Annotated in this window: 7 protein-coding genes, 1 tRNA gene and 1 pseudogene; all 9 read left to right on the top strand. The window is 57.6% G+C overall.

The window, feature by feature from the left end; all coding sequences use genetic code 11:
• Nucleotides 1-445 precede the first annotated feature (445 nt).
• The 9 genes and pseudogenes from IPP35_01935 (at nt 446) to gnd (ending at nt 13,953) form a co-directional block, all read left to right on the top strand.
• Entirely contained in the window at nt 446-2,206 is a 1,761-nt protein-coding gene (locus IPP35_01935; protein ID MBL0057891.1) for a cbb3-type cytochrome c oxidase subunit I, read from the top strand.
• Between the two features lie 463 nt (nt 2,207-2,669).
• A tRNA-Thr gene (locus IPP35_01940) sits at nt 2,670-2,742 on the top strand.
• A 35-nt stretch (nt 2,743-2,777) separates the two neighbouring features.
• Nucleotides 2,778-5,786 (top strand): O-antigen ligase family protein, encoded by a 3,009-nt coding sequence (locus IPP35_01945; GenBank protein MBL0057892.1) that lies wholly within the window; start codon nt 2,778-2,780, stop codon nt 5,784-5,786.
• Between the two features lie 413 nt (nt 5,787-6,199).
• The gene (locus IPP35_01950; GenBank protein MBL0057893.1) at nt 6,200-6,763 is read left to right on the top strand and encodes an O-antigen ligase family protein; all 564 of its coding nucleotides are present in this window, start codon (nt 6,200-6,202) and stop codon (nt 6,761-6,763) included.
• A 31-nt stretch (nt 6,764-6,794) separates the two neighbouring features.
• On the top strand, nt 6,795-7,736 hold the full coding sequence (locus IPP35_01955) for a hypothetical protein (protein ID MBL0057894.1): 942 nt from the start codon (nt 6,795-6,797) through the stop codon (nt 7,734-7,736).
• 54 nt (nt 7,737-7,790) lie between these two features.
• A complete protein-coding gene (locus IPP35_01960; GenBank protein ID MBL0057895.1) occupies nt 7,791-9,704 on the top strand; it encodes a sensor histidine kinase in 1,914 nt (637 codons plus the stop codon).
• A gap of 51 nt (nt 9,705-9,755) precedes the next feature.
• Nucleotides 9,756-11,774, top strand: a pseudogene (gene tkt / locus IPP35_01965) (transketolase).
• A gap of 16 nt (nt 11,775-11,790) precedes the next feature.
• Entirely contained in the window at nt 11,791-12,927 is a 1,137-nt protein-coding gene (gene tal, locus IPP35_01970; protein ID MBL0057896.1) for a transaldolase, read from the top strand.
• Nucleotides 12,928-13,053: 126 nt separating this feature from the next.
• Nucleotides 13,054-13,953, top strand: coding sequence for a decarboxylating 6-phosphogluconate dehydrogenase (gnd, locus tag IPP35_01975; GenBank protein MBL0057897.1), 900 nt, complete (start codon nt 13,054-13,056; stop codon nt 13,951-13,953).
• Nucleotides 13,954-13,956: the final 3 nt, after the last annotated feature.

Genomic DNA, 13,956 nt, shown 5'->3' on the forward strand with positions numbered 1-13,956 from the left:
CGTTGGGTGGAAGCCCTCTGGATCGCGGCGAGTTTCGTTATCACCATCGGCCTGGCCGCCTTCGGATCCGTTGAACTTCGTCGGCTCCACGCCACCCAGCAACAGGCCGACCTGGACATTAATGTCAACGCTTCCCAATTTTCTTGGGAATTTTATTACCCGATGCAAGGGCAGTACACCTCCCGCCTGATTTTGCCGGTCAACAAGAAGGTCCGGCTGATTTTCAAATCGGCCGACGTGATTCACTCTTTTTGGGTGCCGGAGTTCCGTTTGAAGCAAGACGTCGTCCCCGGCAAGGTGACCCAACTGGTGATCACTCCGACCGTTAAAGGCAGTTTTTCTTTGCGATGCTCAGAACTCTGCGGGTCCGACCACACCGTGATGACGGCCGGCGTGGATGTGGTGGACGAAAAGAATTCGACGATCGATGGAAGGGGGACAGCTGGTGATACCAGGACTCATTCGTGGCATTCTGGCGGGTATCGGCGCTTTCCTGGCCGTCTTTTTTTCCCTGAAACTCCGTTTGCCGGCGGAAACGGCGGCGGCCATCGCCTACCTCGTTTCCATTCCGATTTACCTGGCCGCCGGCGGCGGGTGGGCCGCCTTTCGGCGGTGGATGGATGAAAAGGAAGAGCCCGAAATTCACGGGGCGGCGCGATATTTTTCTTTCAACACCGACCATAAGGTGGTGGGGGTTCAATACCTTTTCGCCAGTTTTTTTCTGTTCTTTTTTGCGGGCATCATGGCCATGATCATGCGTACGGAGCTGGCTCACTCGGGAATGCAGTTTATTTCCACCAAAACCTACGGAACCGTGGTGGGTGTGCACGGCATCGGCATGGTGTTGGTCGCCCTCACCGCCATCGTGGGAGGGTTCGGGAATTACGTGGTGCCGCTTCAAATTGGCGCTAAAGATATGGCCTTCCCTCGGTTGAACGCTTTGTCTTATTGGCTTCTTCCGCCAGCGGTTTTGATCCTGGTGGCGAGCCTTTTTAACGGAGGATTCGATTTTGGCTGGACCGCCTACGCCCCCCTGAGCACGAAAGGCCCTATCGGAAAACTTTTCTTCCTCTTATCCTTCGCCACCGCCGGATTTTCTTCCATCTTCGGCGGAGTGAATCTGCTGGTGACCATTATTCGAATGAGGGCCAAGGGAATGACGTTTTTCCGCATTCCGATTTTTGTTCATTCCATCGCCGCCACCGCGGTGGTGATATTGATCGCAACATCCGTTGTCGCCAGCTCGCTCTTCATGGTCATTTTTGACAGGGTATTGAACACCTCCTTTTTCGACCCGTCCCGGGGAGGGAGTGTGCTTCTTTACCAACACCTCTTTTGGTTTTACTCCCATCCCGCGGTCTACATCATGATTTTGCCCGCTTTCGGGCTTTTGATGGAAGTTCTCCCCGTTTTTGCGAGAAAACCCCTTTTCGCTTACCCGCTGGTGGTCTTGTCCTTCTGGGTCATCGTCTTTTTGAGTTTCGTTGTTTGGGCCCATCATATGTTTACAAGCGGCATGTGGGGTCTCCTGAATTTTCCGTTTTTGATCACCACGGAACTTATTTCCATCCCCACGGGCGTCATGTTCCTGGCGGCGATAGGCACTTTGTGGCGGGGGAAAATACGGATCACGACCCCGCTCCTCTTCGCGGCCGGGGTGATCGCCAATTTCCTGATTGGCGGGCTCACGGGGATCTTCCTGGCCGACGTCCCGACGGATGTCCATTTGCACGATTCGCTTTTTGTCACGGCCCATTTCCATTTCACCATTGTGGGAGGAACGATTTTCGCCATGTTTGCCGGGGTTTATTATTGGTTTCCTAAGATCTTTGGGCGACAATTCAGTGAAAAACTCGGACGCTGGCACTTCGGACTGTTTTTCTACGGTTTTAATGCGACCTTCATCCCGATGTTTTGGACAGGGACACGCGGTCTTCGCCGCCGGGTGGCGGATTATACCCCTGACATGGGCCTGGACCCGATTCAAATGTGGATCAGCGTCTCCGCTTTTATCATTTTTATCGCCGTGGCCGTCTTTCTTTATAACATGATCCGGTCGGCCCTTCGAGGAGAGAAGGCGGCCGCGAACCCCTGGGACGCCCAGACCCTGGAGTGGACCTTATCATCCCCGCCTCCGGCCTACAATTTTGACCGGCCTCCGGAAGTGACGGCGGCGCCTTACAATTTCGGGCGTTTGCCTGGTTAAAGACATTGTCGACGGGGTCATGAAAAGCTAAAATTCGCGCGGTGTGACTGGGGTTAAAAAGACTGTTCATGAAATCAGATTATGGGACCGGTCAGAGATACTGAATGAGGTAAAAGAATACAGGTGGCGCCGCCCTCGCGCACGAGGGCGCTAGGCGTCGGGCCAGTTCGTTGGATGGCATTGGCGTGAATGGGGCCAGAGGGGCCGGGCAGAGTCAACAGTCAGAGTTAACAGTCAGAGTTAACAGTCAGAGTCAACAGTCAGAGTCAACGGTCAGAGTCAACAGTCAGAGTCAACAGTCAGAGTCAACAGTCAGAGTCAACAGTCAGAGTCAACAGTCAGAGTCAACAGTCAGAGTCAACAGTCAGAGTCAACAGAATGAGGTAAAAGAATACAGGTGGCGCCGCCCTCGCGCACAGCGCGAGGACAGGCGCGAATGGGCCCAGAGGGCCCGGTCATTCGCGCCGAGGTAGCTCAATTGGTGGAGCAGTCCCTTCGTAAGGGACAGGTTGTCGGTTCAAGTCCGATCCTCGGCTGATTTTTTAATTAAGGCGAAAAAAATTCCTTCAAAATGAATTCCCTTCCTCTACCGATCGAAAAGAACGCGAATTCTCAGGGGGGCGGCCTATCCCAGGCGGCCTGGGGGAACATATTTTCACGGGTGGTGGCTTGGTGTTTGCCGGTGACCTACTTTTTGGTGACGATTTCTTTTTATTTGCGAACGTATGATTCGGCGCAAATCAAAATAACGTTCACGCAGGTCGGCTGTAGTTTGGTGATGCTCTTTTGGTTCCTGCAACTCGTTTTCCAAAGACGTTGGCCGTTTTCCAGGAAAGATCTCCCGATCGTGGCTCCGTTTTTGGCCATTTTGGCCAGCGGCGTCGTATCGTTCGTTCAATCCTCCTTTCGCGCGGGGAGTCTTGAGGAATTCACGCGGCGGATTTTTTACTCCTTCATGGCGCTCATCGTCATTGCCGAGTTTCGCGGCATGGACCGACAACGGCGTTTGTTGCGGTGGCTGGTGGCGGCCTTTGCGGTGACAGTTTTCTATGGATTCGTCCAATATTTTGATGGGCGGCTGTTTCCTCCAGGACTCACGAAGGTGGGGTTGGACCCTTTCATTTGGCGGCAGGCTTTTTCCCTTCGGGTGTTTTCCAGCTTTGGGAACCCAAACTTTTACGGCAACTTCCTCGTTATTATCACGCCGATCCTTATCGCGCTCTATTTCAAGAATCGGGGAAAGACCTTTCAACCGTTCCTGCTGATCGCCTGCCTCGTCCCGGTCGTTATCTTGACCGATAAACTCTTTGCCAATAAATTCGGCGGGATCTCCGCCCACAATCAAATCTGGGTAACGGTGAGCCTATTGGCGGCTCTCATTTCCGTTCTGGGTGTCATCTGGTGGAAGAGCCCTTCCGCTTCGGCCAGCGGAATGTTGATCTTTTTGGGGGCGACGTTCGTCAACCTCTATGCCACCGAAACCAAGGGCGCTTGGGTGGGGTTCATTGGAGCCATCGTGGCCTCCGGGTTTCTGATCGGCCTTTTTCTGGTGGGCCCCAAGGCCCGGCGCCTCACCTATGGCCTCATGATTATTTCCCTCACCATGGCCATCGGCGGATTTGCCGTGGTGCGCCACTACGCCCAACAGAGAAAACAATCCGTGGATTTTCGCGTTTTTACCTGGATCGGGACCTGGGATATGATCCGGGCCCAGCCCTGGTTCGGGTCCGGGATCGGCAGTTTTAAATGGGCCTACCCGGCCTACCGGCGGCCGGAAATTATTCTCTTGGAAGCGCGATCGAATACGGAAACGGATCACGCGGAAGATGAATACCTCGAGGTCATGTTCGATGAGGGCATGGTGGGATTTGGAATATTTCTTTGGCTCATTCTGAGCGGGAGCGTCGTGGGGATTCGCCTTTTAAACCGTCTCACGGCGGGGGGGCCCCGCCCGCCGCCCGACATGGCCTTTGATGAAAGGGTCTATAAAGTGATGGCTTATTTGGGGGCCTGGTGGGGGGCTTTGGTCCATTGGTTTATGGACGTTTCCGTCCGTTTTGTTTCTTCCGGCATCTTTTCTTTTTTACTGCCCGCCCTGGTTGTGAGCTTCGCTCGGAACGACCCCATGCCGGACCAACAGGACCGGCCCAGCCGAGCGGACCTTTGGGTCCGAATGGGGGTCGCTGTTTTTTGGATGGCCTTTTTCCTCTTTCCTGACAAGACCCTCAAACCGATGATCGCGCCGGGGGGGATTCTATTTATGGGAGCCTGCCTGTTGGTGTTGGGCGAGATTTTGGAACAACGTCTTTCCCCCAATACGCCCCGCCTTTCCCCGTACCCTTTCCTTTTGGCCGCTTCCCTTTGCGTCGTGGCGGAATTTTTTGAAATCCCGGAGCTCGGCAGTGAAGGGTTGACGGCCATCCATGTGCTTCGGATTTTCTCCGGTCTGGGTCTGTTTTTTGTAGGTTGGCTCATCCAGCGAACCGGGGCCGAGTCCTCGTCTAAACTGGATCCTCTTTCCGACGGACCAGGGCCCGACGCCAGGGCCATTGGGCTCGCGGCCCTGGGCATTGTCGTATGGTTGGGCGGAGCCTCCCTCTGGCGCGGCTACTTTCTAGGAGATGTGAGTCATAACGTGGCCATCTTTTTTTCCAAGCAAAACATTTGGATGAGGTCCCCTGAGTTTGACGAGAGGGTGAAAGTTCCAGGATACCCGCCGGAGATGAGAGAAGAATACGAACAAGTGGGCGGCGCGCTGGAGCATTACGAGAAAACGGCGGAGCTGAACCCGGGTTTCCCCATGGCGCGTTATTTCGTTGGAAACGTCTACAACGACTGGGGCTCCAACGTGTTCGAGGCGTCCCGCCAGGCACGTCAAAAAGGAGACCTAAAAACCGCTGAAACCCTTCGGGCTCGCGCCATCGAAAATTGGAAAAAATCCCTCGACGCCTACGGAAAAGTGAAGGCCTTCGCCCCTAATTATGTGCAAACCCACCATCAGGTGGGCCTGGTCTATTTGAAGATGGGGGAAATGGAATCTTCCGTTGGGTCAAAGGAAAAAGCGGAAGAGTATTGGCAAAAAGCGTTGAAAAACTTCAACCTGTACCGTCAGCTCGATCCCGTATTTCCTCCCAATTATTACCGACAGTCCTATGTCCACTTTATGCGGGGCGACATGGTTAAGGCGGAAGAGGCCTATCTGGGCGCGCTCGTTTATAATTCGACCAACGTCGTCGGCCGGTTCTACAACGACCGGAATGCCGAAACCTATTCCAACCTCGGACGGCTCTATTACGTCCAGCTCGTTAACCAAAATCCAACAGCCGCCGTTCTTCCGGCGAATTCGAATGCCTTTCAGAAAGCCGAAAGGTATTATCTTAAAGCGCTGGAAGAAGCAAAGCTTTCCGGGAACCGCGAAGATCAAATCGCGATGGAACCCGCCAAAGCTCTGGCTGTTCTTTACAGCCGGGTGGGAGACAACGAAAAGTCCAAGGAACTTTGGCTTAAAATTCGGGGATGGAACCCGGAGGACCCCGACGTCCAGCGGGTGTTCTCCACAGCCCCCGTTTCCGCACGGTAGTGGGTCCGAGGGGGAGCTCCTTTTCAAAAAACTTTTTTTTTATCGCTGTTATTCTTCACATTATCTCACCCCTCCTTTTCCTTACCCATTTCACAGAAAATCCTTTCAGCCTTCAAATTTTCTTGTTGCACGCCGGGCTTTGCTTGGTCTGGGGTTCGATTGGTCTCCTCCTTTGGGGAGGACCCCCAGCCCTTTTCGTCCGCACCGAGATTGACGGGCCCCTCCTGCTTTTCGGAATCTGGGCCCTCTCCACCTGGGGGGGCTCGGCGCTCCGTCATGGGGCTTTCTTTCGGGCTCCGATTTTTCACGAAGGGCTTCGGGGGGCCATTTTTCTTTGGGTCAACGGACTTGGCGTATTTTGGTTCTCCACCCAATTATCCTCGGAGCCAAAAGCGCGGATTTTGCGCCGGACAATGCTTGGCGTTGCCGGAATTTCCGCCGCCTACGGCGTGCTCCAATATTTCGGCGTGGATCCGGTGTGGGGCCATGGCGTGAACGCCTTCAACGGCAGGCCGGTCTCCACCTACGGAAACCCGAATTTTCTCTCCTCCGCTCTTGCACTGCTTGCGCCCTTGGCGCTCCAAGAATTTTTGACCGCGCGGAGCGTTGCGGGAACTTTCGGATGGGGAAGCCTGGGACTCCTCTACGCGGCCGCGCTCATCGCCACGCTCACCCGCTCTTCCTGGGTCGGCGCCTGTTTCGGGCTCGGCCTTTACCTGGTGTTGGATTTCAAGACGATTCGGACCGCGCTCCCCCGCGCGCTGGGCTGGGCGGGGAGCGCGGTCATCCTTGTTCTCGCCTGGCCAGGCTCCCATTCGGGGTCTGCGCGCCCGCTGGCTCGCCTGGGGGAACTCTGGACGGGGATCACGGGCGGGGCCGTTTATGGGTCCTGGCACCAGAGGCTCCTGATTTGGAGATCCGCTTGGGACATGTGGAAAGATCACCCTTGGATGGGGAAAAGGGTGGGGACTGTTTGAACTCTTTTTCCCCTTTTACCAGGGGAGGCTCGTGACGTTGGACCTCTTTCGTTCTTTTCGCACCCACGCGAACAATGCCCATCAACTTTTTCTGGAGTTCGGTTCCCAATTGGGTTTGATTGGTTTGGGTCTCTTCTTTTGGTTAATGGCTATCACCCTCCAAGCTCATCGGCGGCGGTGGGCGGGGGAAAACACCCACCGATCCGTTCCGGCCGCCCTTTTGGCCGGAATGGGGGCCCTGGCGACGGACAACGTCTTTGGGAATGTGTCGCTTTTTTTTGCCGTTCCGGCCTTTCTTTTTTTCTGGGTGTGGGGACAATGGGCCGCCCTGACGAACGGCCGGGAGGTCCGTCTCCCATGGCCCCTTCCCGCGAAGCGGATGGCCTCCGTGAGCCTTCTGCTCTTGTCCTCGCTCGCGCTCATTCACGAGACGAGGGGGTTCCTGGCCGAAGCGGCGTCTTTCCGCGGCGCAGGGCGCGCCGCCGGGTCCGAGCGCTGGAGGTCCGGCGAAGAGGACCTGCTTTGTTCCCGACGCTGGCGGCGTTTTGAGGTTCATAACGCCTACGCGCTCGGGATTCTGTATTCCCGGGAAGCCGATGAAGCGGAACGCCGCGGATTCGCCGAGGAGGTTCGAGCCTCGTCGGAACGCGCCGTGGCGGCTTGCACCGATGCCCTCCGCGCCAACCCCGGGTATGACGAAATATTTCAAGCGCGCGCGCTAGCTTTCCGTCGTTTGAACCGCGTGGAGGACGCTATTCTCGATCTTCGCGTCGCGATCTTGATTAATCCCCTTTCCGTGGGGAATTATCAGGCCCTCGATACGCTTTACCGAAAATCCCCCGTCTATGACCAAAAGCGGGAAGCCCTCCGGCAAGGGGCGTTCCGTCTGTTCCCCTCAGAAGAAGCCGGGATCCAAACCGATCGCTCCGCCCACCCCCTCGCTCCCAGAGAATTCAATAAGGTCCCGCATTGACTCCTCGTGGGCCCTGGGATACAATGGGCTCCGTGCTTGAGATAACGCGGCCCATTGAAGACGTTCGCGGGGGACGCCTATGTTGTCGATGACATGACCCCGATTCTCCCGGCCACGCCGGGACCTTCCTTCTTAAGGCCAGGTCTCCGATCGCGGCTGCTGACTTTTTTTACTCTCGCTCTCATTCTCCCCACCCTGGCCACGGCCGCGATCGTCTACGTCACCGTGCGCCGCTCGCTTCGCGATGCCACCTTTCGCGAACAGCGGGAACTCTCCCGCCGCATCGCTGATCGGGTGGCGGCCCCCATCGAGAACGCCCATCGCGGTTTGGCCGCTTTGAGGACCGAGCATCGTTTCCAAAACCGCACCGAAAAACAAAACATCGCTTCTCTCCGCCACCTGCTCGAAGCCTACCCGGATCTGATGGACGCCTCCCTCTTCGATGCACAGGGCCGCGGGTTGGTGCGCGTTTCCCGTCGAAACGGAAAATTGGTTTGGGGGAAGGAGTCCTCCTCCCGGGCCGGCCGCCCCGAGTTCCTCCGCGCGTCGGAGGGGCGGACCTACACCAGCCCCGTGTTCTTCACGACCCGAGACCGCGTTCCCCAAGTTCTCCTCTCCGCTCCTTACGGAACCGCCCACGGGGTTTTGGTGGCTCGACTGAGCCTTGCCGGTTTATGGGACCTGGTGGGGGAATCCGCCGGCCCGTTCAGCCAAGCGTTTGTGGTGGATGCCGAAGGGCGCCTAGTGGCGCATCCCGACCACGGGCGGGTGTTGGCCCACGAGAACTGGTCCGAGCGAGCGGTCGTTCGAAAGTTTTTAGAGGACCCCTCGGGAGCCCAGGGCTTTCCCATAGACCAAGGAACCGGCTCCGCCCGGACCTTGGCGGTCTTCCATCGGGTCCCGGGGCTTGGGTGGGGAGCATTCGTTGAAACCTCCTACCGGGATGTCCTGGCCCCTGTGCGTCGGCTGGGCACCAAGGTCTTGGGGACCACGCTCTGTCTCGGGATTCTTTTTTGGTCCGTGGGTTTTTCCCTAGTGAATAAGATTTTGCGTCCCTTGGGTGTGCTTCAAGAAGGAATTCAATCTATCGGACGCGGGGAATTGTCCCACCGGATCGATCTCCGAACGGGGGACGAACTTCAGCGCGTGGCCGAGACGTTGAACGCCATGGCCCAATCATTGACGGAAATCGACCAGACCAAACGCGACTTGACTCACATGATCGTCCATGACCTCAAAAACCCGCTTTCGGCGACGCTGGGGAGCATCGAATATGTTTTGCATATGGCGAAAGATTCCCTGGATCCCGACCAGAGAAAGCTCCTGACCCTGGGGGCCAAATCAGGCCGCGATCTTCTGCGTTTGATTCAAACCCTTTTGGACCTCGCCAAAATGGAAGAGGGGAAATTGGAAATCCGGCCGGAGTCCTTTTCCCTGCTGGAAATGGCCGGCCAATGCGTCGATGATTTGGAAGCGCAGATTTTGAAGGAGAACAAAGTCATCTCGGTGGAGGTGGACCAAAATCTTCCCAATGCCTGGGCGGACCGGGATCTCGTGCATCGCGTGTTGGCCAACCTCCTCACCAACGCGCTTAAACACACTCCCGCAAAAACGGAAATTTCGATCCACGTTCGGATGGAAGGGGAGCCCCCGTCCCTGATCGTGAGCGTCCAAGACAATGGGGAAGGAGTCCCGGCGGATTTCAAGGAACGCATCTTTGAAAAATTCAGCCAGGCGGAGGGAAAACGCCGGAACCATCGGGTGGGAAGCGGGCTCGGATTGACCTTTTGCAAACTCGCGGTGGAAGCCCACGGGGGAAAAATTTGGGTCGAATCCGAACCCGGTCGCGGGAGCGAGTTTTTTTTCTCCCTTCCCTCGCCGAAGCTCGGGAACGCCGTTGATCTTCTCGAACCGCCTTCCGAGGCGGTCCGAAAAAAAGAACCCATCGCTTCGATTCCGGCGTCTTAAACCCCCGTCCGCTGAAGTCAATAGTTTGTATAATTCCACTATTCCTTTTTTATGAAAACAAACGACCTTTCCAGCATTGACAGGGTGTGTGTGAACACCCTGCGCTTCTTAGCCGTCGACGCGGTGGAGAAAGCGAATTCCGGCCATCCGGGAACGCCGATGGAAGCCGCCGGACTTGGCTACGTCCTTTGGACGCAGATTCTTCGGCACAACCCCCGGGATCCACATTGGGCGAACCGCGATCGGTTTGTCCTCTCGGCGGGCCACGCCTCCATGCTTTTATACGGGCTCCTGCATCTGACAGGCTACGATCTGTCGCTGGAAGAACTGAAAAACTTCCGTCAATGGGACAGCCAAACGCCAGGACACCCCGAGAAGGGCCACACCGTGGGCGTTGAAACAACCACCGGCCCGCTGGGTCAGGGGGTTGGGAACGGCGTCGGCTTGGCCATGGCGGAACGTTTTTTGGCCGAGCGGTTCAACCGTCCTGGTTTTTCATTGATCGATCATCGGATCTGGGCCTTCGTTTCCGATGGCGATTTAATGGAGGGGGTCGCGGCGGAAGCGGCGTCTTGGCGGGGCACTTAAGATTAGGGAAACTCACCTACGTTTATCTGGATAATCGCATCACGATTGAAGGATCCACCGATTTAGCCGTTTCCGAAGACGTGGGGCGCCGGTTTGAAGCTTAGGGGTGGAGGGTTCTGCGAATTCCCGACCCAGAGGATTTGGCCGCCGTCCGGTCCGTTTTGGAAGCCGCCCGGAGCCAAGAGAAACAACCCACCCTGGTCATCGCCCGAACGCACATTGGGTTCGGGGCCCCCAACAAACAGGACACGGCGGACGCCCACGGCGCGCCCCTCGGCGCCAAGGAAACCGCCTTGGCGAAGAAAAATCTGGATTGGCCGGAATCCCCGGCCTTCCACCTACCGGAAGAGGCCCGGTCTCACTGGGCCCAAACGGCGGAACGGGGCCGAAGGGTTCAGGCTGAATGGGAAGAAATGTTTTCTCGCTATCGTCTCGCTCATCCGGATCTGGCGGGGGAATGGATGGCGCTCCAGCGCACCCCCCTCACCGAGGGATGGAAAGATAAACTTCCTGTTTTTAAAGCGGGCGAGGCTCTCGCCACGCGACAAGCGTCGGGAAAAGTGATCAACGCTCTGGCGGCGACCTTGCCGACGTTGGTGGGGGGATCCGCCGACCTGGCTCCCTCCAACAACACGAATATGGACGGAGCGGGTGATTTCTCACCACCGGGGCGGGAAAAACCTTCATTTCGGCATTCGGGAACACGGCATGGGATCCATTCTAAACGGGATCGCCCTTTCCGGGCCTTTGATTCCTTACGGCGCCACGTTCCTCACTTTTGTCGATTACATGCGCCCGACTCTTCGCTTGGCGGCGTTGATGAAGCTCGGGGTGATCTATGTTTTCACCCACGACAGCATCGGGGTGGGAGAAGACGGGCCCACCCACCAACCCGTTGAACAGTTGGCCAGCCTGCGTTGCATTCCGGGCCTCAGCGTTATCCGTCCGGGGGACGCCAACGAAACGGTTTTCGCCTGGCGCGCGGCCCTCGAAAGGAGAGCCGGGCCCACCGCTCTTATTCTTTCGAGGCAAAAACTCCCCACTGTTGATCGATCCACCCACACTTCGGCCGAAGGACTTCTGCGCGGGGGATACCGACTGACACCGGAGGGGCCCACCGACGTTCTTTTAATTGCCACGGGGTCGGAAGTCGCGTTGGCGCTGGGCGCCCGGGAGCGGTTGGGGCGGGAAGGGGTGAACGCCGCGGTGGTGAGCCTGCCCAGCGTGGACCTCTTTGAGCGGCAGGACGAGGCCTACCGGGAGGCGGTGATACCGCCGTCCCTTCGGGCTCGCGTGGTGGTGGAAGCCGGCGTGTCTTTCGGTTGGCATCGTTACGCCGGTCCGGAGGGGGCTCTGGTCACCCTGGACCGGTTCGGCGCTTCCGCCCCCGGCGAGATCGTTATGGAAAAGTTGGGATTTACCGTCGAAGCGGTGGCGGCCGCGGCTCGCCAAACCCTCGCGCGCGCACGCGCTCGAATTTGATTCAAGGAGAAATGTCATGCCCCTTTTAAAAGAATTGCTGGCCCACGGCCAAAGCGTCTGGTTGGACAACATTCATCGGGGAATGCTGGTTTCCGGGGAACTGAAGAACCTCATCGATGGAGGGTTGCGGGGCATGACCTCGAACCCGAGCATTTTCGAAAAAGCGTTGGGCACCGGGACGGACTATGACGCGGGCCTGCGAACCCTCCTGCAAGAAGGAAAAAGCCTGGAAGACATTTTCGAATCCCTGGCCCTGGAAGACGTCTGCCAGGCGGCCGACCAGTTTCGGCCTCTCCATGACGAATCGAAAGGGGCCGACGGGTTCGTTTCGATCGAAGTCTCTCCGCTGTTCGCGCGGGACACGGAACGGACCCTCGCCGACGCGCGCCGCCTTTGGAAACGCGCGGCCCGGCCCAACGTCATGATCAAGATTCCCGCCACCAAAGAGGGCCTTCCCGCCATCGAACGGTGCCTGGCCGACGGAATTCCGATCAACGTCACCCTGATCTTCTCCATCGAGCGTTATCGGGAAGTTTTGGAAGCCCATCGCAGGGCCATGGAAACACGATTGGTGGAGGGAAAATCCCTCGCGGTCTCCACGGTGGCGAGTTTCTTTGTCAGCCGGATCGACGCGCTCATCGACAAATTGATCCAAGAAAGGATCCAGGCCTCGTCCAGTTCGACCGAAAAGGACCAATTGTTGGAACTTCTGGGAAAAACGGCCGTGGCGAGCGCCAAAACGGCCTATCAGGTTTTCAAGACAATGACCGGGAGCCCCGCCTGGGCTCCTCTCCGCAAAAAGGGCGTGAGGTTCCAGCGCCCCCTGTGGGCCAGCACCAGCACCAAGAACCCCCATTATCCGGACCTTCTTTATGTGGACAGCTTGATCGGTCCCGACACCGTCAACACTCTTCCGCCCCAAACGCTGGAAGCGTTCCTGGACCATGGGACCGTCGCCGACACCCTGGAGAAAGGGACCGACGAGGCGCGGAAGGTCCTGGAACGTTTAAAAGTCCACAAGATCGATCTTCTTCAAGCGACGGAGACCCTCGAAACGGAGGGCGTCAAACTTTTCGCTGAGGCCTATCATAAATTGATCGCGGGACTGCTGGCCAAGAAGAATGCGCTTCTGACTCCCGGCGCCAAGAAATAGCGGCCCCATGATGGCTGAAACGAAAACCGCCATGGACGTGGATGCCCAGAAGAACGCGTGTCGCGGAGATAACCGCGCGCGGAGTCCTCGTCACCCGTTAACCTTTTCCTCGGTTGTGAAAAACTGATGGACATCGGCTTCGTTGGACTTGGGCGCATGGGCGCCAATATGGTGGAGCGCCTGCTACGGGGCGGCCATCGCGTGGTGGCGTTCAACCGCAGTCCGGAGAAAACCCACGCCGTGGTCGAAAAGGGAGCCGAGGGGGCCTTCTCGCTTTCGGAATTGGTCTCCAAGCTGACCCCCCCCCGTACGATCTGGGCCATGGTCCCATCGGGTTCGGCCACCGAAGCGACCGTTTTGGAACTCTCTCATTTATTGTCCGCTGGCGACCTGGTCGTGGATGGAGGAAATTCTCGGTACACCGATTCCGTTCGCCGGGCCGGGATCCTGGCCGGGAAGGGACTTCGGTTCATGGACGCCGGGACCTCGGGCGGGATCTGGGGCCTCGAAAACGGATATTGCTTGATGGTGGGGGGGACCCCGGAAGATTATCATCGGTTGGAACCGGCTTTGAAAACCCTGGCGCCGAACGCCGAAGGGGTTTTGCACGCCGGACCGGTGGGCGCGGGCCATTTCACGAAGATGGTTCACAACGGCATCGAGTATGCCCTCATGCAGGGATACGCGGAGGGTTTCGAGATTTTGCGCGCGGCGCCCTTTCCCTTGGACTTGGGCCGGATCTCTCACCTTTGGAACCAGGCCAGCGTGGTCCGGTCCTGGCTTTTGGAGCTCGCCGAACGCGCTTTTGCGAAGGACCCAGATCTGGCGGCGATCAAGGATTACGTGGAGGATTCCGGCGAGGGCCGTTGGACCGTGGAACAAGCGATCCAAACGGGCGTCCCCGCCGATGCCATCGCCCACGCGCTCTTCGCCCGATTCGCCTCCCGCCAGGAGGAATCCTTCGCGGGGAAAGTGCTGGCCGCCCTGCGAAATGAATTCGGCGGCCACGCGGTGAAAGCCAAGTAACCT

It is taken from the genome of Elusimicrobiota bacterium, assembly GCA_016721625.1.
GTDB lineage: Bacteria > Elusimicrobiota > Elusimicrobia > FEN-1173 > FEN-1173 > JADKHR01.